A 20,539-nucleotide genomic window follows, 5' to 3' on the forward strand; every position below is an offset into this window, starting at 1 on the left:
AGTTGGTAGACGTCCCGGCGCCGGGTGCCAATGCCCATGAGCCGCGAAGGCATCACGTCCACCACCGGGCGCTACAGCCGCCCAAAAAAAAGGAGCGCGGCCGAGGCCGCGCTCCCTGGTCACAGCAGGTCGATGGTGCGGATCAGGGCGCGCGCGCGCCCTGGACCCGGACCGCCGCGGCGTTGTTGCCGGCAACCGGATCGGTCGCTGCCGACGACACGTCGGCCCGCACGTCGAACACCGGCGCCATGAGCTTGCCGCTGGTGTCCACGGTGAGCGTGAACTGTGCCGTCGCGCTGACCGGCATCGAACCGCCCGACGGGCTGCAGGTCACCGCGAACAGCGACGTCGGCCGGGCCTCGCAGGTCCAGCCCGGCGCCGGCAGCAGGGCAACGCGTGCCTTGGCCAGCGACACGCTGATGCCCACGGCCGCCCCGGCGGCGGGTGATGGCCCCTGGTTCGCCACGGCCACCGCGTACCCCGGGTTGCCCGCGCCACGGACGTAGGTCGCCGGGCCCGACACCTGGATACCGAGATCGGCCTGCGCTTCCACCGAAACCGCGCCGCTGGCGCTGTCGTTGGCGGCATCGGGGTCCTCGGTCTGGGAGGTGGCGGCGGCGGTCAGGGTGACCGCGCTGCCGCCGGTCGCCGGTGTGGCGGTGGCCGTCACCTCGAATGACGCCGACTGCGATGCCGCAAGGCTGTCGGCGCTGCAGGCACCGCTGGTCTGGTTGCCGATCACCGTGGCGGGATCGCAGGTCCACCCGCCTGGCGCGACGATGGCCAGGTCGGATAATGCCGCATTGACGGCAAAGCCCACGCCCGGCGACTGCGCGGCATCCGGCCCCGCGTTCGACGCCGACACCACGTAGCGCAGCGTGCCGCCCACGGCGATCGCGGGCTGCGGCGTGGTGACCGCCGCCTGCATGTCGGCGAAGGTCAACGCGTTCAGGCGCAGCATCAGCACCGACGGATCGTGGTCGGACAGGCGCGCGGCACTGTCGACGTCGTTGCGCGCGGTCTCCGGGAAGTCGGCGTTGAGGCGCGCGTGGCTGATGGTCCACGAGTTGATCGCCGAGCCGAGCGCGGCATGGTTCACCAGCACGTGGTCGAGCGACTGCGCGTTGTTGTCGAACACGAACGAGTAGCGCTCGGACGCCGGCAGCATGTGCGTCGCGTTGAACAGGTCCGGCTCGACCAGGTCGGCGCCGTCGCCGTTGACCGCGGTGGTGGCATCCGCCGAGGGCATGCCGATGACGGTGCCCATGATGTCGGCGTACCCGTCGTTGAACTCGAACGCATTGAAGTCGCCGAGCACCACGATGGCGCGCGCCGGATCCGCGGCCTGCATGTCCTGCAGCATGCCGGCGAGGAACTCCGCCTGCAGCTGGCGCTTCTGGCGCACGCGGTCGCCGAGGGTGCCCGTACCCGCCGCGTCCTCGCTGTCCACGTCGTTGAGCGAACGCTGGTGCACCGTGACCACGGTGACCGGCAGCGCGCGGCCATCGGCGAAGTTCACCACCGCGTCGAGCACCAGCGGCGGGCGGTCGTTGAGCAGGCTGGTGGCGCCGGTGCCGGCGTAGGTCCAGGTGGTGTCGGCACCCACCTGCTCGACCGCGAGCACGTCGACGCGCGGCAGCGCCGCGCCGATCTCGCCGGCCTTCACCAGGAAGCCGACGTCGATGCCGCCGACGTCGTTGCCTTCCTCGAGATAGGCGACGTAGCCCGGGTCCGGCTGGCCCAGCGCAACCGTGTCGGCGTTGACCTTGTCGGCCAGCGCCTGCAGCGCGCCGAGGTTCTCCACCTCGCTGACGCCGATCACGTCCGGCGCATGCATGTAGGCACGGATGCCGAGCGACGCCTTGTTGAGCCGGCCCGCGAACGCGCCGGCGGTGAGCACCGGCTCGCTGATGGCCGGGTCGTTCACCGTGTCGAAGAAGCGCTGCAGGTTGTAGGTGGCGAAGGTGGCGTGGTCCTCGCTGGGCACCACCGATCCGCGCGGCAGGTCGAAGCCGTCGCAGGCCGTGGCGAGCGCGCCTTCCGGGTAGATCGTGTAGCGGCGGAACGTGTAGTCCAGCGGGCCGGTCAGCGTGCCGTCGACGATCCGGCAGCCGGCGGCCAGGTCGGCCTGCGGCGCGCCGATCGTGTCGCTGTCGACGGCGATGATCTCGGGGTTGAAGTCCCAGCGCGGGATCGCGGTCGCGGTGGTGCCACTGGGGTCCGGGTCGGGGACCTGGATGCCGGACTCGCGCAGCGGGCGCGGGACGCCCGTGACCACCACCGCGAACTGGCCGTTGCCGGTCGCCGTGGCGTTGGCTTCGCTGGTGTTGCCGCGCGTGGGCGCGACCACCGTGGCGCTGGGGATGCTGACGCGCATGCCCTCGTAGGGCTCCAGCTGGTCGAGGCCGCCGTCGGGCAGCACGCTGTCGGTCGCCAGCACCACCGGCGCCGGCAGGGCATGGCCGGTGCCGAGCTGGGTGACGGTGGCGAAGGTGAGTTCGGTCATCGGCAGCTGCCAGGGATCGGCGGCGGGGATGTATTCCTCCACCGTGGCCTGCACGCGCACGCGGTTGCCGACGGTGGCCGCCGCGGACGGCGCGCCGGCGGTGAACACGAAGATGCCTTCCGAGGTGGCGTCGTCGCCGTCGTCCTGGCCGTCGGCGGTCTGCAGGAAGAAGCCGTTGTTCTTGCGCGCGGTGACGATGCCTTCGGTCACCACCACCTGGCCTGCGAGCGGCGACAGCGCGCCCGGGCCCTGGATCTCCGCGATCGGCACGATCACGAAATCGTCGTTCAGGATGGTGCCGGTGCCCTCGAGCGCGCCGGCCACGGCGCCGTCGAGGTTGGACAGCACCAGCGAGAAGGTCTCGTCGGGCTCCACCGTGGTGTCGCCGTTCACGCCCACCGACAGCGCCACCGAGCTCGCGCCCTCGGCGATCGTGGCGGTGCCGGACGACGCCACGTAGTCGCTGCCGGCGACGGCGCTGCCATCGGCGGTGGCGTAGTCGAACACCACGCCGCCGGCGCCGGCCGGTGCCGACAGCGTGACCTGGAAGAACATCGGCGAAGTGCCCGCATCGCCTTCGGCCACCGAACCGTTGGAGACGCTGATCTCCGGGTCACCGCCGCCGCTGCCGGTGGCCGTCACGCTGATGTCGTCGATGCCGACCCACTCGTCGTTGCCGGTGGCGTTGGTGGTGATGATCCGCAGCTCGACCAGCGCCTGGTTGTCGACCGCCGCGGGCAGGGTCACCGACACCGGGGTCACCAGGCCCGCGAGGCTGGGGCCGGCGGTGGCGTCGGCCACGAAGGCTTCGGGCACGTTGGTGAAATCGCCGCTGCCACCGACCCGGTACTGGAGGGCGACCGGCTGGGCCGCGTTGTCCGTGGTGCCGTCGAGGTCGCGCAGGTTGTAGGCCACCTTGATGCCGGTGGCGCCCACGGTGGTGAGGTGGATGCGGATGTACGGCGCGTTGGCCGATCCGCTGCCCTGCAGCGCGACCGCCGGGTCCGCGATGTGGAACTCGGCCACGCCGCCGTTGCTGATGCTGGTGCTGGTCTGGTTGGCGATGACGTCGATGACGCCCGGCGCATCCGCGGCCAGGACCGTCTGCGGGTCGACGCTGTTGGCCGCGGTCAACCCCGTGCCCATGTACCCGACGATGCCGGGCACGCCCGACCAGTTGTCGTTCGCCGTGATCTGCGCGATATCAGTCCAGTCCTGGGCAAACGGCAGGGTCTGCGGCGTGGTGTCGGCATGGGCCGCGCCGATGGCGGCGGACAGAGCGATGGCGAGCGCCAGGCGGCGCGGCAGCGGTTGCATGTTGGTTGTTCCCCTGGAGTGGTGATGGCCGCGGCCCCCGCCGCGATCGGCGGATTGTGCACCAGCTCCGCTGCAGTCGAGTGACACGGTTTCCGTGCCGGACCGTACGGTCCGCCTGCGCTACCCTTCGCGCATGAGCATCGAAAAGAACGAACGCGCGCTTGAAGCCGGCATCCACACCGAGTTGGCCGGGCGCATGACCTACGGCGGCTACCTGCACCTGGAGCGCCTGCTGTCGGCGCAGCAGCCGCTGTCGGACCCGCCGCACCACGACGAAATGCTGTTCATCGTCCAGCACCAGGTGTCGGAGCTGTGGCTGAAGCTGATGATCCACGAGCTGCGCGCGGCGGTCGCGCACCTGCGCGCGGACCGGCTGGAGCCCTGCCAGAAGATCTTCGCGCGCTGCAAGGTGGTGCTGCGCCAGCTCACCGCGATGTGGTCGGTGCTGGAGACGCTCACGCCGTCCGAATACGCCGAGTTCCGCGACCTGCTTGGGCCGTCGTCGGGGTTCCAGTCGGCGCAGTACCGCACCATCGAGTTCCTGCTCGGCAACAAGAACGCCGGCATGCTCAAGGTGTTCGCGCATGACCCCGAAGCCCACGCCATGCTCGCCGGCGCGCTCGAGGCACCGGGCCTGTACGACGAGTTCCTGCGCTACCTTGCGCGCCACGGCCATGCCGTGCCGGCCGCGCACCTGGAGCGCGACTGGACCCGCCCGCACGTGGCCGATGAGGCGCTGGTACCGGTCTTCGAGCGCATTTACGCCGATACCGCCGCGCACTGGGAGGCCTACCACCTGTGCGAGGACCTGGTGGACCTGGAAAGCGAGTTCCAGCTGTGGCGCTTCCGCCACATGCGCACGGTGATGCGCATCATCGGCTTCAAGCGCGGCACTGGCGGGTCCAGCGGCGTCGGATTCCTGAAGCAGGCGCTGGAACTGACCTTCTTCCCCGAACTGTTCGAGGTCCGCACGCGCATCGGCGGCGCGCCGGCCGACGCCGCGTACTGAGCACGCGATGGACGCCGGCGCCGCGCTTCCCGCCTGGGCCGTGATCCTGGCGTGGGTGCTGGCGCTGGCAGTGCTGGCGGCCACCACCCGCGGCCTGGGCCTGGCGCGCTACCGGGACGACATGGAGGCACGTCGCGTGCTGCTGGCCGCGACCCTGGCCATCATGGCCATCCGCTGGTTCAACACCGCGGCGCTCGAGGGCGTGGTGCTGCACTTCCTCGGCGCCACCGTCGCCACGCTGCTGTTCGGCGGGCGCATCGCCTGCTGGATGCTGGCGCTGGCCAGCCTGGCCGGCGTGCTGCTGGGTGCGGCCTGGCAGGGCTGGGCCGGGGATTTCCTGGTCGCCGGCGCCTTGCCGGTGGCGGTGACCCTGCTGGTGGAATTCGCCGCGATGCGCTGGGTGCCGGCCAATGTCTTCACCTATGTCATGGCCAACGCCTTCGGCGCAGCCGCCTTGGCCATGGCGGCCTCGTCGCTGGCCAAGGCCGCGGTCATGGTCGCGATTGGCGGTCCGGCCGCCGCCTACCTGGCCGCCACCCCGCTGCTGATGTTCGGCGAAGCCTTTCTCAGCGGCGGGATCATGGTGCTGGTGGTCGTCTACCGGCCGCAGTGGTGCGTGAGCTTCGACGACCGCGTCTATCTGGGGCGTGGGCGGTCGATGTAGGCTTGGCCGCACATCGATCCATCCTTGGGGGAGCACACGTCATGGGTTCAAATCGCGTCGAGCCGGCAGGGCCGGGCATGCAGCCGCCATCCGGCGGCGGCATTCCGGAATTCGCCCAGGTCATGGGCCATCCGCGTCCGCTGTGGATGCTGTTCATGACCGAGTTCTGGGAGCGGTTCGCGTTCTACGGCATGCGCTGGGCGCTGGTGCTGTACATCGTGGCGCAGTTCTACAACGGCGACGCCACCGGCGAGGCACCGGCCAGCCAGCTGTACGGCGCCTACCTGGCGCTGGTGTACGCGGCGGCGATCTTCGGCGGCTACGTCGCCGACAAGCTGATCGGCTACCAGCGCGCGATCCTGCTGGGCGCGATCTTCATGGCCGCCGGCCTGTTCCTCATCACCACGCCCAGCGAACAGTGGCTCAAGCTCGGCCTGGCGACGGTGATCGTCGGCAACGGCCTGTTCAAGCCGATCATCTCGACCATGGTCGGCAAGCTCTACGCCACCGATGACCAGCGCCGCGATTCCGGCTTCACCATCTTCTACATGGGCATCAACATGGGTGCGTTCATCGCCCCCATCCTGACCGGCTGGCTGGCCGAGAAGGTGTTCGGCGCCGACGGCATGCCGGCGTACAAGGTGGTGTTCATCGCCTCCGCGGTGGGCATGCTGCTGAGCCTGGTGTGGTTCTGGTTCGGGCGCAGCCAGCTCAAGGGCATCGGCGCGGCACCGGCGCATGCGCCGGGCATCGGGCGGGTGCTGGTGGTGGCGGTGGGCGCGCTGGTCGCGATCCCGGTGTTCTACTCCCTGCTGACCATCGACGCCGGCGTGTTGAACTGGATCCTGCTCGCGCTGTTCGTGGTGCCGGCGGTCATGCTGCTGGTGGAGGGCATCCGCGAGGGCTCGCGGCAGCGCGACATGGTCATCGCCATGTTGATCATCTTCGGCTTCAACGTGCTGTTCTGGATGTTCTTCGAACAGGCCGGCAGCTCGTTCAACTTCCTGGCGCAGAACATCGTCGACCGCGACCTCAACGGCTGGATCTTCCCGGTCGGCTGGTTCCAGTCGGTGAACTCGATCGCGATCATCACCCTGGCGCCGGTCATGGCCTGGCTGTGGGTCGCGATGGGCCGCGCCAACCCGTCGATCCCGCGCAAGTTCGGCCTCGGCCTGATCTTCAACGGCCTGGCGTTCCTGTTGCTGGTGTTCGCGCTGTCGAGCCTGGTCGACCCGGCGTCGCTCAAGATCCCGTTCTGGACGCTGTTCATGGTCTACGTCATCCAGTCGGTGGGCGAGCTGTGCCTGTCGCCGATCGGCCTGTCGATGACCACCAAGCTGGCGCCCGCCAAGTTGACCGGCCTGGCGATGGGCGGCTGGTTCCTGTCGATCGCGATCGGCAACAACCTGTCGGGCATCTTCGCCTCGAGCGTCAGCGGCGAGGGCGGCATGACCGTCGCCTCCGCGCAGGCGGGCTACACGTTCGGGTTCTGGGCGCTGCTCGGCGCGGGCGTGGTGCTGCTGCTGATCGCGCCGCTCATCCAGAAGCTGATGCACGGCGTGAAGTAAGGGCACGCGCCCTGTTCAGCATGTGTCGGACGGCGGCCCCCGGGCCGCCGTTCGCATTTCCGCGGTGTTCCACGGCTTCCATTGCGGACCCGCATCGCGCTAAGTTCCCCGATTGGCCCGCGCACGTGCGGGCGCAATTGCGGAGTACCGAGTGACCCATCCTGCCCACGTTGCCGGCGCGGAGAAGACCTTCCTGGGTCATCCGCGCGGCCTGTACATGTTGTTCTTCGCCGAAATGTGGGAGCGCTTCTCCTACTACGGCATGCGCGCGCTGCTGGTGCTTTACCTCACCAAGCACTGGCTGTTCTCCGATGGCGACGCCTCGATGGTCTACGGCGCCTACACGGCGCTGGTGTACATCACGCCGGTGATCGGCGGCTATCTCGCCGACAAGTACCTGGGCCAGCGCAAGGCGGTGCTGTACGGCGCCATCCTGCTGACCATCGGCCACTTCCTGATGGGCTTCGAGGGCGAGGGCGGGCAGGGCACGCCGGCGCTCAACGCGTTCTGGCTGGCGCTGGCGTTCATCATCGTCGGCTCCGGCTTCCTGAAGGCCAACATCTCGGTGATGGTGGGCCAGCTGTATCCGCGCACCGACGTGCGCCGCGACGGCGCGTACACGATCTTCTACATGGGCATCAACCTGGGCGCGTTCCTTGGTTCGCTGCTGTGCGGCTACCTGGGCGAGACCTATGGCTGGAAGTACGGCTTCGGCGCCGCCGGCTTCGGCATGCTGCTGGGCCTGGTGGTGTTCGTGATCGGCAAGCCGCTGCTGCAGGGGCGTGGCGAATCGGTCGACCCTGCGCGCCTGCGCGCACGCACCGCCGGCATTCCGTTCGAGTGGCTGCTGTATGGCCTGGGCATCCTGATCGTGCTGGCCTGCTGGTGGATGGTGCAGAACCAGGACGTGGTCGGCTGGGCGCTGGGCATCACCGGCGTGCTGCTGCTGGCCTACGTGGTCTGGACGGCGGTGACCAAGCTCGACCGGCATTCGTCGCACCGCATCTTCGCCGCCATGATCCTGATGATCGGCTCGGTGCTGTTCTGGGCGCTGTTCGAGCAGGCCGGCTCCTCGCTCAACCTGTACACCGACCGCTACGTGGACCGGAACATGCTGGGCTGGGACGTGCCGGCGTCGATGTTCCAGTCGATCAACGCGATGTACATCATCCTGCTGGCGCCGCTGTTCGCGGGCCTGTGGACGTGGCTGGGCCGCCGCGGCCTGGAGCCGTCGGCACCGGCCAAGTTCGGCCTGGCGATGGTGCAGCTCGGCGCGGGCTTCCTGGTGCTGGTCGCCGGCGCGGCCGCGCTGGCCACGGGCAGCCTCACCCCGGTGCTGTTCATCTTCCTGATCTACCTGCTGCACACCACCGGCGAGCTGTGCCTGTCGCCGGTCGGGCTCTCGGCGATGAACCGCCTGTCGCCGGCGCACATGGCCAGCCTGGTCATGGGCTGCTGGTTCTTCGCCTCGGCTACCGGCAACTTCGTGGCCGGCATGATCGCCGCCGCCACGGGTTCGGAAGCGGCGTCGGGCGAGGGTGCCGCGCAGCAGGTCGTGCTCGATGTCTACAGCCAGATCGGCTGGATCGCGATCGCGGTGGGCGTCGGCTTCCTGGTCATCTCGCCGCTGATCAAGAAGCTGATGCACCTCGACACGCTGCGCGACGACGACCTGGCCGGGCAGAAGGAACTGGCCGAGCCGATCGCCACCGGCATCGATGTCACCGAGGAGCGCCGCTGAGCGACGCCCCACTCCCGGCATGCATGAATGACACGCCGCGCCCTTCGGGGCGCGGTTTTTTTTGCGCGACGTGGAGCATCCGGTAGTGGCCGAGAGGCCTTCGCGGCTCATGTCCCCCGCGGCGGACCGGGTGCCAATGCCCTTGAGGGCGAAGTCAAGGAGGAGGCGATGGCCGCCAGGCCATCACCGGGGGACATGAGTCCTCAAGGGCATTGGTACCCGGTGCCATAACCTGCCGAGCCCTTGCTCTGCAAGAAGATCCGCTGCCTGCGCGACGCTCAGTCCAGCTGGATGCCGAGGCCCGCCGCCAGCGGGCCGAGATGGGCGCGGTAGGGCCACCAGTCGGGCCGGCGCGGGGCGCGGATGCCGTCGCGCACCTGCGCCGCGCTTGCGGTGGCAACCGCGCCGCCGGCGCGCTGCGGCTGCAGTACGCCCGGCGCGAAGGCGAGGCCGCAATGCGCGAGCACGCGCCGCAACTCGTGTTCCGGCGCCCGCACCAGATCGGCGTGCGCGACGTCGAGCAGGCGCTCGCCGAGCACGGCGCGCCAATGCGCCATCAGCGCGGCATGGCCCCGGTGCCAGGCGGCAAGTTCCTGCTGCTCGTAGGACCACGGCGCGAAGCCGCCGTAGAGCATGCGCAGGTTGGAGAAGCAGACGTCCATCGGCGGCCGCCACGCGTGCACGAAGCGCGCATCCGGCAGCGCGCGTGCCACCAGACCCAGCAGCAGGGCGTTGGTCGGCAGCTTTTCGGTCCACCACGCACGCCCCTGGGCGCGCCAGGCGTTGCCGGCGATGAACGCGGCGCCCAGTGCGGGCCAGTCGACGCCACCGGTGCGGCGCAGCGTTTCGAGGTCGATGACGCCACGCGCGCGATGGTCCACGGCATGCCGCAGCGCGGCGGCGAAGCCCATGCTCTCGCCGCCTTCGGCGATCGACGCGTGGCCGCCCAGCATGCGTTCCAGCAGCGTGGTGCCGGAGCGGAACATGCCGACGATGAACAGCGGGCGCGGCGCACCGGCCGCATGGTGATGACCGGGTCCCGACACGAATGCGCCGTCGCAACGCGCGCGGATCGCCTCGAACAGGCGCGCGTCATCGGCGGCGTCGTAGCGCAGGCCGGCGCGTCTTGCGGCGGCGCCACGCGTCAGCGCCTGCCACGCGGCCTCGTGTTCGCCGAGGTCATGCAGTTCGTCGAACAGCGCGTGGCTGAAGTGGATGTCGTGCTCGCTGCCGGGCGCGACCCGCGAGCGCTCCTGCAGCAGTCGCTCGACGCGCGCAGCTGCGCCGTCGCGATCCGTGGCGCGCAGCTGCGACAGGCGGCGATGGGCATGGGCGAAATGCGGCGCCAGCGCGATCGCGCGTTCCAGGTCCCTGCGCGCACCGGGCATGTCGCCGAGGAACAGGCGCGTGCCGCCGCGCAGGTAGGCGGCCGGTGCGTGCGCGCGATCACGCGCGTTGGCGCGGTCCAGCCACTCCAGCGCCGCGCGGTGCAAGTCTTCGCCACCGAGCAGGTCGGCGAGCGCCACCATGTCATCGGTCGCGGCTTCGTGCGCGCGCGCTGCCAGCGCGGTGGCAAGCGCGTCGAGTGCGCGCGTTTCGTGCAGGTCGCGCAGCAGGCGTGCCAGTGCCAGCGCATGTGGCCAGGTGCGCGGGCCCGCGGCCGCCGCGCGCAGCGTCGCGGCGTGCATGGCGCGGTATTCGCCGTTGCGGCCGCGTGCCTTGGCCAGGCCGATCCAGGCTGCGGCATCGTCGGGCGTCGCGGCCGCGATGCGTGCGTAGCACGCCGCCGCCGCCGGCCAGTCTGCAGCGGCGGCCAGCGCGTTCGCCTGCTGCCACGCGCCACCGCCGCCGCGCACCGCGCCAGGCGCGGTGGTGGAACTGTCCGCGTTGGTGGGGGGAGGCGTGGTCATGGCGCGATCAGGCGATGGATCGGCCGATTGTGACCGATCGCGCCAGGGGCAGCGGTCGCGACGCGCCGGCGTCAGACGCCGTAGCGTTCGCCGAGGCGATCAAGCAGTTCGGAGAGCACGCGCCGTTCGGACGCGTCGAGAGGCGCCAGCAGGTCGCGCTCGTAGGCCAGCGCCTGCGGCGCGACATCCTCGTACACGCGACGCCCGGCCTCGCTCAGCTCCAGCACCGAGCGGCGGCGGTCGTCGTCGTGCGTTTCGCGATGCAGCAGGCCGCGCTCCAGCAGCCGCGCCACCGCGCGGCTCACCGCCACCTTGTCCATCGCGCTGCGCTCGGCCACGCCAACGGCGGACAGGCCGGGGAAGCGGCCGAGTACGGCGATGATCCGCCATTCGGTGACCGCCAGGCCGAAGCGCTCGCCGTAGGCCTGCGCGATCTCCTGGCTGACCAGGTTGGAGAGCACGCTGAGCTGGTAAGGAATGAAGCGGTCGAGTTCGAGCAGCGCGGACTCGTCCGTGGCATGCGGATCAGGGCGGGTGGGGCCGGTCATGCTGCGCTGCGCCTTGCAAGCGGTTTCACATGAAACTATAACAACAGCCCTCGCACGTCCACTTTCTGCTTTCCCAGGAGCCGCCATGAGCGCCCAGACCACGCCCGCCAGCACCACGCCCAACCTCGGCATGGAGGTCACCACCTTCGAGAACCCGATGGGCATCGACGGCTTCGAGTTCGTCGAGTTCGCCGCCCCGGAAGGGCAGGGCGGGCTGCTGCACGACTATTTCCGCAAGATGGGCTTCAGCCCGGTGCTGCGCCACCCCACGCGCAAGATCACGGTGTACCGCCAGGGCGGGGTGAACTTCCTGGTCAACGAGGATCCCGATTCGTTCGCCGCCGACTTCGCGCGCGCGCACGGGCCGTGCGCTGCCGGCTTCGCGATCCGCTTCCGCCAGCCGGCCGGCGAGGTATACGCCAAGGTGCTGGCCAACGGCGGCGAGGCGATCGACCACAAGGAGTCCACCAAGGCGGTCGACGCGCCGGTGGTCAAGGGCATCGGCGACTGCATGCTGTACCTGGTGGACCGCTATGGCGACGCCGGCAGCATGTACGACGGCTTCGTGCCGGTCGAAGGTGCCGACGCCAACCCGACGGGCTTCGGGCTGACCTTCATTGACCACCTGACCCACAACCTCTACTTCGGCAACATGCAGAAGTGGTCGGACTACTACGAGAAGCTGTTCAACTTCCGCGAGATCCGCTACTTCGACATCAAGGGCGCCAAGACCGGCCTGGTGTCCAAGGCGATGACCGCGCCGGACGGCATCGTGCGCATCCCGCTCAACGAGTCCAACGACCCGAAGAGCCAGATCAACGAATACCTCGACGCCTACAAGGGCGAGGGCATCCAGCACATCGCCTGCTTCACCGACGACATCTACAGCACGGTGGAGAAGATGCGCGACCAGGGCGTTGAATTCCTCGATACGCCGGAGTCCTATTTCGAAGTCATCGACCAGCGCATCCCGGACCATGGCGAGGACGTGGCGCGCCTTGCGCGCAACCGCATCCTGATCGACGCCGACCCGGAGACCAAGCAGCGCAAGCTGCTGCAGATCTTCACCCTGAACTGCTTCGGCCCGATCTTCTTCGAGATCATCCAGCGCAAGGGCAACGAAGGCTTCGGCGAAGGCAACTTCCAGGCGCTGTTCGAGAGCATCGAGCGCGACCAGATCAAGCGCGGGGTGCTTTAGGCGTTGCCGCGGATGGTGTGGGGTTTGGAGCAAGCTTCTCGCACGCAGGAGACATCCGTGGACGGATACATGTCGGGGTTTGGCAACGAGTTCGCGACCGAGGCGTTGGCCGGTGCGCTGCCGGTGGGCCGCAACTCGCCGCAGAAGGTCGCGTTCGGGCTGTACGCCGAGCAGTTGACGGGTACGGCGTTCACCGCGCCGCGGCACGCCAACCGGCGCAGCTGGCTGTACCGGATCCGCCCGGCGGCGATGCACGGCAGTTTCGAGCCCTACGCGCAGCCGCGCTTCCACGATGATTTCGGGCACGGGCCGGTGACGCCCGACCAGCTGCGCTGGGACCCTCTACCGATGCCGGCGGAGGGCAGTGCGGTCGACTTCGTCGACGGGCTGTTCACCATGGCCGGAAACGGCGGTTCCTGGGCCGGCACCGGGGTGGGCATCCATCTGTACGCGGCCAATGCGCCGATGCGCGGGCGCTGGTTCTACAGCGCCGACGGCGAGCTGCTGGTCGTGCCGCAGCAGGGCCGCCTGCGCATCGCCACCGAACTGGGCGTGCTCGATGTCGAGCCGCAGGAGATCGCGGTGATCCCGCGCGGCGTGCGCTTTGCCGTCGAGCTGCCGGACGGTGCCGCGCGCGGCTATGTCTGCGAGAACTTCGGCGCGCTGCTGCGCCTGCCCGACCTCGGCCCGATCGGGTCCAACGGCCTGGCCAACCCGCGTGATTTCCTCGCCCCGGTGGCGGCGTATGAAGTGGCCGAAGGCGACTTCGAACTCGTCGCCAAGTTCCAGGGCCACCTGTGGCGCGCGCCGATCGGCCATTCGCCGCTCGACGTGGTCGCCTGGCACGGCAACTACGCGCCGTACAAATACGACCTGCGCCGCTTCAACGCCATCGGTTCGATCAGTTTCGACCACCCGGATCCGTCGATCTTCCTGGTGCTGCATTCGCCCAGCGACACGCCCGGCACCAGCAACCTCGACTTCGCGATCTTCCCGCCGCGCTGGCTGGTGCAGCAGGACACGTTCCGCCCGCCGTGGTTCCACCGCAACGTGGCCAGCGAGTTCATGGGCCTGGTGCATGGCGCATACGACGCCAAGGCCGAGGGCTTCGCGCCCGGGGGGTGTTCGCTGCACAACTGCATGACCGGACACGGCCCGGATGCGGCGACGTTCGCCAAGGCATCCGCGGCGGACCTGTCGAAGCCGGACGTGATCACCGACACGATGGCCTTCATGTTCGAGACGCGCGCGGTGATCCGTCCTGCACAGCAGGCACTCGATGCCGCCCATCGCCAGCATGGCTACCAGGCCTGCTGGGCCGGGCTGGAGAAGCACTTCGCGATGGCCTGACGCATTTTGTCGTAGCCTTGGGCACTGCGTTTTTCTTGCCTCAGGAGCCTGCCTCATGCGTCGTGCCGCCCCGTTGATCGCCATCCTCAGCCTTGCCCTGTCCGCCTGCAGCGGGGAGCGTTCGCCGTCCACGTCCGATGTGACGGCCGCCCCCGGCGCCGACGCCGCGCCCGTGGCGGCGGTCGAAGGACCGCGCGCGATCCCCGACGCCGGCGACGCGCGCATGAACGGCTATGGCGCGCTCGACCTTGGCCTGACCGCGGCGGAGGCGAGCGCGGAATGGACCGGTGGTGCACTGCAAGGCAAGCCCGACCCGCGTGACCCCGCGGCCTGCTTCCACATGAGCCCGGCGGGGCAATCCACACCGGCGCAGCTCGCCTTCATGTTCGAGAACGACCTGCTGGTGCGCTACAGCGCCGAGTCGCCCGACATCGCCGCGCCCGGCGGCGGCAAGGTGGGCATGGACGAGGCCGCGCTCCAGGCGCTCTACGGCGGCGCGCTGGAAACCATGCCGCACAAGTACGTGCAGGGGGGCAAGGTGCTGAAGTCCGCCGAGGACGGCGGCGGGCTGCCGTCGAAGCTGGTGTTCGAACTCGACGCCGCCGGCAAGGTCACCTCGTGGCGCGTCGGCATGGTGCCGCAGGTCGACTACGTCGAAGGTTGCAGCTGAGTCAGCCGCGTGGCCTGCGGCGCGGCGATGCCCGCTGCCGCGGTCAGATCGCTTCGTCGTCGCCGCCGTCGGGGCGTGGCGGCACGTGGGTGTCCTCGTCCGACTTGCCGGGAAGCTGCGGGCGCTCGTCCATGCGCAGCGAGAGCGCGGCCTTGGACATCAGGTGGGCGCTGATCGGCGCGGTGATGAACAGGAATGCGGCGATGAGCAGTTCGCGCGGCTGCGGGTCGCTGCCGATGAACAGGTGGTAGCCGACCGAGGCGGCGAGCACGCAGCCGACGCCGAGGGTGCTGGCCTTGGTGGGCCCGTGCAGGCGCTTGAAGAACTCCGACAAGCGCACCAGGCTGATGCCGCCCATCAGGATGAAAAAGCTGCCGACCAGCAGCAGCGCGACCAGCAGCAGTTCCCAGAAGACGCTCATTCGACGATGTCCCGGCGGATCACGTACTTGGACAGCACCACGGTACTCACGAAGCCGAGCATCGCGATGATCAGCGCGGCCTCGAAGTACACCGCGGACTTCAGGTACATGCCCAGCAGCATCAGTTCGGCGATGGCGGTGACGTTGAGGGTGTCGAGCGCGAGGATGCGGTCGGGAACGGTGGGCCCGCGCAGCAGGCGCCACAGCGCGAGCAGCATCGAGGCGCCGACCGCGTACATCGACACACCGATGGCCACGTCGATCAGGCCATGGCCGAACAGCTGCAGGCCGGCGAGCTCGGGCGTGTTCAAGGGAAGATCTCCATCAGCGGGCATTCGTAGCGGCGCTTGATGTCGGCCACCACCTGCGCCTCGTCGTCGAGGTCGAGCACGTGCACGAGCAGATAGCGGCGGTCATCGGACAGGGCCGCGGTCACCGTTCCGGGTGTCATCGTGATGCAGCAGGCCAGGGCGGTGATGCCGTGGATATTGTCCAGTTCCAGTGGATACCAGATGAACCCGGGGTGGATGTTCCGCTCGGCCCCCAGGACCTGGCGCGCCACGCGCAGGTTGCTCAGCACGATGTCCCACAGCAGCACGGCCATCAGTCGCGGCAGCGGCCGGACGCTGCCGATGCGCGCGAACTCGCGGTCCAGGCGGGTGGCGAACAGCGGGACCACCAGCCCCAGCAGCAGGGCCAGCACGAACTGGGCGAGGTCGAACTCGGACACCATCAGCATCCAGAACGCGACGATGCCGAGCGACAGCGGCATGGACGGAAGCCAGCGGCGGCGGTTCATGGCCGCCTCCCCTGCGGCAACGTGGCGCGCAGCTGTTCGACGAGCGCGGCCGGCGCCAGCAGCTGGCCGGCGGCGGCCTGGGTGTAGCGGAGGATGGGGGCGGGTGCCAGCGCCATCGCCACGCCGTAGGACAGCAGCAGCATCGTGGCCAGCGTTTCCGGCAGGCGCGCGCGCCCCAGCCCGCCCGCGCTCGCGGCATGTTCGGCGGCCGCCGCGGCGATCGGCGCCGGTTTCCAGAAGATCCGCGTGCCGGCGCGGGTCATGCCCACCACCACCAGCATGCTGCTGCCGAGGATCACGGGCCAGGCCCATCGCACCGCGGCGTCGGGCACCGCCTGCAGCAGCAGGGTCTTGCCGATGAATCCGGACAGCGGCGGCAGGCCGGCGATCGACACGCCGGCGACGAGGAACATCACGCCAGCCATGGTGCGCACCCCCGGCGCGGGTGCGAACGCGCGCAGGGCGTCGCCGGCGTCACCGCGCCCGCGGCGCACCAGGTCCGCGATCAGGAACAACGCCGCGGCCACGAAGCTGCTGTGCACCAGGTAGTACAGCCCGGCGGCGATGGTGCCCGGCTCGCGTAGCCCGAAGGCGATGAACAGCGTGGTCGCCGACACCAGCACCAGGTACACCACCAGCACCCGCAGACGCGTCGCCGCCATCACGCCCAGCGCGCTCAGCACCAGTCCGGCGATGGCCGCCGGCAGCATCCAGCCCCAGCCGTAGCCGGCGAGCGCACCCGCGGGTTCGCCGAGCAGAAGCGAGCCGACGCGCAGCACCGCGTAGATGCCCACCTTGGTCATGATGACGAACAGCGCCGCCACCGCCGCTGGCGCACGGGTGTAGGTTTCCGGAAGCCACAGGTAAAGCGGCAGCAGCGCGGCCTTGGCGCAGAACACCACCAGCAGCAGGCCCAGCGTGGCCTTGGCGAGCGGCAGGTCGCGCGCCGGCAGTTCGGCCACGCGCACCGCGAGCTCGGCCATGTTCAGCGTGCCGAACAGGCCGTACACCAGGCCAAGCGCGATCAGGAACAGGGTGGCCGATGCCACGTTGAAGACCACGTAGTGCAGGCCCGCGCTCATGCGCACCCCGCGGCCGCCTGACAGCAGCAGCCCGTAGGACGCGATCAGCATCACCTCGAAGAACACGAACAGGTTGAAGATGTCGCCGGTCAGGAACGCCCCGTTGAGGCCCACCAGCTGGAACTGGAACAGCGCATGGAAATGCGGTGCGCGACGGTCCCATCCGGAGCAGGCGTGCAGCAGGCAGGCAGCGGCCAGCAGCGAGGTGGTGAGCACCATCAGCGCCGCCAGGCGGTCCACCACCAGCGCGATCCCGATCCGCGCGGGCCAGTCGCCGACCAGGTACACCATGACCTCGCCGTTGCCCGCGCGTGCCACCAGCATCACCGCGGCGGCGAAGGTCGCCAGCATCGAGATCCAGCCCACCGAACGCTGCACCACGGTGCCGACGCGGCGGTGCTCCACGAACAGCGACAGCGCGCCGCCGAGCAGCGGCAGCAGGATCGGCAGGATCGGGAGCTGGCTCACGCGTCCTTCCCCGGGCGGTCGATCATGTCGCCGGCGTCGACGTGGTCGCTGTCGTTGTCGGCGCGGCTGCGCATCGCCAGCACGATCATCACCGCGGTCATGGCGAACGAGATCACGATGGCGGTCAGCACCAGCGCCTGCGGCAGCGGGTCGGTGTAATTGGCCAGCGTGGCGTCGACGCCCTCGCGCAGCACCGGCGGCTTGCCCACCACCAGGCGACCGCTGGAGAAGATCAGCAGGTTGGTGGCGTACGACAGCATGGTCAGGCCGAGGATCACGTCGAACGAGCGCGCGCGCAGCATCAGGTACACGCCCACGGACACCAGCACGCCGATTCCGCTGGCAATCGCGAATTCCATCAGTTGGCCTCCCCGGTGACGGCCGAGCGCGTGGCCGGATCGATGGTGCCGCGGTGCGCGACCATGGTCTTGGATGGCTTCAGCGTGCCCATCATCGACAGGATCAGCATCGTGCTGCCGAACACCACCAGGTACACGCCGACATCGAACGCCGCCGCGCTCGCCAGCGGGATGACGCCCAGCAGCGGCAGTTCGAGGTCGTAGTGCCCGCTGGCGAGGAACGGCAGCCCGAACACCATGGAGCCCGCGCCCGCGGCCAGCGCCACCATCAGCCCGATGCCGATGGCGCGGATGTAGTCGAAGCCGAAGCGTGACTCCACCGACTCGGCACCCTGGATCACGTATTGGATGAGCAATGGCACCGCCAGCGTCAGGCCGGCGATGAAGCCGCCGCCAGGCGCGTTGTGGCCGCGCAGGAACAGGAAGATCGACACCACCAGCGTCAGCGGGAACATCATCTGCGCCAGGTCGGCCGGTACCGGCAGCTTGACCGGCGGGCCGGGCATGATCTTTTCCGGCGCCATCCGCGCGCGCCTGAGCAGCGCATGCACCACCAGGCCGGCGATGCCGAACACGGTGATCTCGCCGAAGGTGTCGAAGCCGCGGAAGTCGACCAGGATCACGTTGACGATGTTGCTGCCCCAGGCCTCGGGCAACGCGCGCGCGGTGAGCTCAGCGGCGACCCCGTTGGAAGGCGGCCGCACCATCATGGCCCAGGCCAGGCCGGCGGTGCCCGCGCCCGCCACCACCGCCACCAGGCCGTCGCGCACGCGGCGCGGCAGCGATCGCGTCGGCGGCGAATCCTTGGGGAGGTAATGCAGGCCCAGCAGCAGGAGCGCGACCGTCACCAGTTCCACCAGCAGTTGGGTGAGGGCCAGGTCGGGCGCGGACAGCGCCACGAAGGTCATGCTCACCGCCAGCCCGCAGCCACCCATCACCACCACCGCGAGCAGGCGCTGGCGGTACAGGGCCAGGGTGGCCAGCGCGCACCCGACCAGCATCAGCCACAGCACCCAGGCCAGGCGCACCATCGGTCGCGACTCGTACACCAGCGCTTCGCGCGGTTCGCCCCAGCCGGCGACGAACGGCGCGGCGCCCGCGGCGATCGCCACCAGCACCAGCCACAGCAGGCTGCGCTGCATGCTGCCGTTGGCGATGGTGTGGGTGAAACGCCGCGCCAGGCGGAACAGTGCCTCGATGTTGAGGTGGAACAGCCGCCGCCCCTGCGAACGCTGCACGATGGCGTGCAGGTCGAGCACCTTGCGCAGCCCCAGGTACAGCACGACACCGCAGGCCACGCCGCCAAGGCTCATCAGCAGCGGCATGTTGACGCCGTGCCACACCGACAGGCTGTACGCGGGGACCGCGTCGCCGAGCACGCCCCGCGCAGCGGTGGCCAGCAGCGGGCCGATGGTCCACTGCGGCGCCACGCCCACCGCCACGCAGGCCACCACCAGCACCGCGACCGGGACGCGCATGAAGGCCGGAGGCTCCTGGATGTCGTGCGACACGCCCCGCGGCCCGTTGCCGAGGAAGGTGTCATGCACGAAGCGCAGGCTGTAGGCGACGCCGAAGGTGGCGAACAGGAACGCGGCCACGGTGATGAACGTGCGCATCGCACCGTCGCCACCGATCTCCAGCGCCTGGGCGAAGAACATTTCCTTGGACAGGAAACCGTTGAGCAGCGGAATGCCGGCCATCGCCAGCGACGCGATGATCGCCAGCGCGCTGGTGTAGGGCATGAGCCGCCACAGCCCGCCCAGCCGGCGCATGTCACGGGTGCCGGTCTCGTGGTCGATGATGCCCGCGGCCATGAACAGCGACGCCTTGAACGTGGCGTGGTTGAGGATGTGGAACAGCGCCGCCACCACCGCCATCGGCGTCGACAGGCCGAGCAGCAGGGTGATCAGGCCGAGGTGCGAGATCGTGGAGTACGCCAGCACGCCCTTCATGTCGTGCTGGAAGATGGCGTTCCACGCACCGATCAGCAGCGTCAGCGCACCGATGCCGGACACCACGTAGAAGAACAGGTCGGTACCGGCGAGCGAGGGATGCAGCCGTGCGAGCAGGAACACGCCGGCCTTCACCATGGTCGCCGAGTGCAGGTAGGCGGACACCGGGGTCGGCGCGGCCATCGCGTGCGGCAGCCAGAAGTGGAACGGGAACTGCGCGCTCTTGGTGAACACCGCGGCCAGCACCAGGCCCAGGATCCACGGATAGAGCTCATGGGCACGGATCGCATCGCCCGACGCGAGCACGGCGTCCAGCTCGTAGCTGCCCACCACGCGGCCGATCAGCACCACGCCGCCCAGCAGCGCCAGGCCGCCGGCCGCGGTGATGGTCAGCGCCATGCGCGCGCCTTCGCGGGCGTCGTCGCGGTGGTACCAGAAGCCGATCAGCAGGAACGAGCTGATCGAGGTCAGCTCCCAGAACACCACCGTGAGCAGCAGGTTGCCGGACAGCACCATGCCCAGCATCGCGCCCATGAACAGCAGCAGGAAGCAGAAGAAACGCCGGGTCTTCTCCTGCGGCCCGAGGTAGTAGTGCGCATACATCACCACCAGGCCGCCGATGCCCAGCACCATCAGTGCGAACATCCAGGCCAGGCCGTCCAGGCGCAGGCTCAATGCCAGGCCCGCCTGCGGCAGCCAGTCATGCATCGCGCGCGGGATGTCGCCCGCCATCACCGCCGGGGTCATCCAGGCCAGGATCACCAGGCCCAGCAGGGGCGCGAGGCCAGCCAGCCATGCACACGCGCGGGCCGGCGCGTCGCGAAGGATCGCGAGCGCCAGCGCGAGCAGGAACGGCAGGGCCAGCATCAATTCCAGCATCGGGGTCCTTGTCGTCGGAGGATGGCCACGACGCACGCGGCAGCCGTCGATTCTAGCAGCGGGCGACGGCGGTTCCTTCCGCGCGCGCGGCTTCGCCT

The 20,539-nt window shown here is 69.6% G+C and carries 16 protein-coding genes; 7 read left to right on the top strand and 9 right to left on the bottom strand.

Features of this window, described 5'->3' with window-relative positions; genetic code table 11:
- Positions 1-142: 142 nt before the first annotated feature.
- A complete protein-coding gene (locus tag H5368_RS11275; RefSeq protein WP_182824635.1) occupies positions 143-3,823 on the bottom strand; it encodes a Calx-beta domain-containing protein in 3,681 nt (1,226 codons plus the stop codon).
- A gap of 133 nt (positions 3,824-3,956) precedes the next feature.
- Between H5368_RS11275 and H5368_RS11280 the strand changes: the two genes are divergently transcribed.
- From H5368_RS11280 to H5368_RS11295, 4 genes are all read left to right on the top strand, one after another.
- Entirely contained in the window at positions 3,957-4,832 is an 876-nt protein-coding gene (locus tag H5368_RS11280; protein ID WP_182824637.1) for a tryptophan 2,3-dioxygenase family protein, read from the top strand.
- A gap of 7 nt (positions 4,833-4,839) precedes the next feature.
- Entirely contained in the window at positions 4,840-5,496 is a 657-nt protein-coding gene (locus tag H5368_RS11285; RefSeq protein WP_182824639.1) for a hypothetical protein, read from the top strand.
- A gap of 77 nt (positions 5,497-5,573) precedes the next feature.
- On the top strand, positions 5,574-7,064 hold the full coding sequence (locus tag H5368_RS11290; RefSeq protein ID WP_255486513.1) for an oligopeptide:H+ symporter: 1,491 nt from the start codon (positions 5,574-5,576) through the stop codon (positions 7,062-7,064).
- Positions 7,065-7,215: 151 nt separating this feature from the next.
- Positions 7,216-8,805, top strand: a complete 1,590-nt coding sequence (locus H5368_RS11295; protein ID WP_223877967.1) for a peptide MFS transporter — start codon at positions 7,216-7,218, stop codon at positions 8,803-8,805.
- Positions 8,806-9,083: 278 nt separating this feature from the next.
- Here the strand turns inward: H5368_RS11295 and H5368_RS11300 are convergent, their stop codons facing one another.
- Together H5368_RS11300 and H5368_RS11305 are read right to left on the bottom strand one after the other, a co-directional pair.
- Positions 9,084-10,715, bottom strand: a complete 1,632-nt coding sequence (locus H5368_RS11300) for a sulfotransferase (protein WP_182824643.1) — start codon at positions 10,713-10,715, stop codon at positions 9,084-9,086.
- A gap of 71 nt (positions 10,716-10,786) precedes the next feature.
- Positions 10,787-11,263, bottom strand: a complete 477-nt coding sequence (locus tag H5368_RS11305; RefSeq protein ID WP_182824645.1) for a MarR family transcriptional regulator — start codon at positions 11,261-11,263, stop codon at positions 10,787-10,789.
- An 85-nt stretch (positions 11,264-11,348) separates the two neighbouring features.
- On the opposite strand from H5368_RS11305, the gene hppD reads away from it, so the two are divergent.
- The 3 genes from hppD to H5368_RS11320 all read left to right on the top strand — a co-directional run bounded on the left by hppD (position 11,349) and on the right by H5368_RS11320 (position 14,481).
- Positions 11,349-12,461, top strand: a complete 1,113-nt coding sequence (hppD, locus tag H5368_RS11310) for a 4-hydroxyphenylpyruvate dioxygenase (RefSeq protein WP_182824647.1) — start codon at positions 11,349-11,351, stop codon at positions 12,459-12,461.
- Positions 12,462-12,530: 69 nt separating this feature from the next.
- Positions 12,531-13,811: a homogentisate 1,2-dioxygenase gene (gene hmgA / locus H5368_RS11315; protein WP_182825278.1), complete on the top strand. Its 1,281-nt coding sequence runs from the start codon at positions 12,531-12,533 to the stop codon at positions 13,809-13,811.
- Between the two features lie 55 nt (positions 13,812-13,866).
- Positions 13,867-14,481, top strand: a complete 615-nt coding sequence (locus tag H5368_RS11320) for a lectin (RefSeq protein WP_182824653.1) — start codon at positions 13,867-13,869, stop codon at positions 14,479-14,481.
- 43 nt (positions 14,482-14,524) lie between these two features.
- Here H5368_RS11320 and H5368_RS11325 read toward each other — a convergent pair whose 3' ends face one another.
- The 6 genes from H5368_RS11325 to H5368_RS11350 all read right to left on the bottom strand — a co-directional run bounded on the left by H5368_RS11325 (position 14,525) and on the right by H5368_RS11350 (position 20,441).
- Positions 14,525-14,902: a Na+/H+ antiporter subunit G gene (locus H5368_RS11325; protein ID WP_182824655.1), complete on the bottom strand. Its 378-nt coding sequence runs from the start codon at positions 14,900-14,902 to the stop codon at positions 14,525-14,527.
- The gene (locus tag H5368_RS11330; RefSeq protein WP_255486538.1) at positions 14,899-15,141 is read right to left on the bottom strand and encodes a K+/H+ antiporter subunit F; all 243 of its coding nucleotides are present in this window, start codon (positions 15,139-15,141) and stop codon (positions 14,899-14,901) included. Before H5368_RS11330 ends, H5368_RS11325 begins: the two co-directional genes overlap by 4 nt.
- A 68-nt stretch (positions 15,142-15,209) precedes the next feature.
- Positions 15,210-15,701 carry a Na+/H+ antiporter subunit E gene (locus tag H5368_RS11335; protein WP_182824657.1) on the bottom strand — a complete coding sequence of 164 codons (492 nt, stop codon included), beginning with the start codon at positions 15,699-15,701 and terminating at the stop codon, positions 15,210-15,212.
- Positions 15,698-17,251, bottom strand: coding sequence for a monovalent cation/H+ antiporter subunit D (locus H5368_RS11340; RefSeq protein ID WP_182824659.1), 1,554 nt, complete (start codon positions 17,249-17,251; stop codon positions 15,698-15,700). The genes H5368_RS11335 and H5368_RS11340 overlap by 4 nt, the downstream gene beginning before the upstream one ends.
- The gene (locus H5368_RS11345; RefSeq protein WP_182824661.1) at positions 17,248-17,610 is read right to left on the bottom strand and encodes a Na+/H+ antiporter subunit C; all 363 of its coding nucleotides are present in this window, start codon (positions 17,608-17,610) and stop codon (positions 17,248-17,250) included. The genes H5368_RS11340 and H5368_RS11345 overlap by 4 nt, the downstream gene beginning before the upstream one ends.
- Positions 17,610-20,441: a monovalent cation/H+ antiporter subunit A gene (locus H5368_RS11350; RefSeq protein WP_182824663.1), complete on the bottom strand. Its 2,832-nt coding sequence runs from the start codon at positions 20,439-20,441 to the stop codon at positions 17,610-17,612. Before H5368_RS11350 ends, H5368_RS11345 begins: the two co-directional genes overlap by 1 nt.
- Positions 20,442-20,539: the final 98 nt, after the last annotated feature.

Origin of the sequence: Luteimonas sp. MC1782 (genome assembly GCF_014164605.1) — a bacterium.
In the GTDB taxonomy this organism is placed as follows: domain Bacteria; phylum Pseudomonadota; class Gammaproteobacteria; order Xanthomonadales; family Xanthomonadaceae; genus Luteimonas.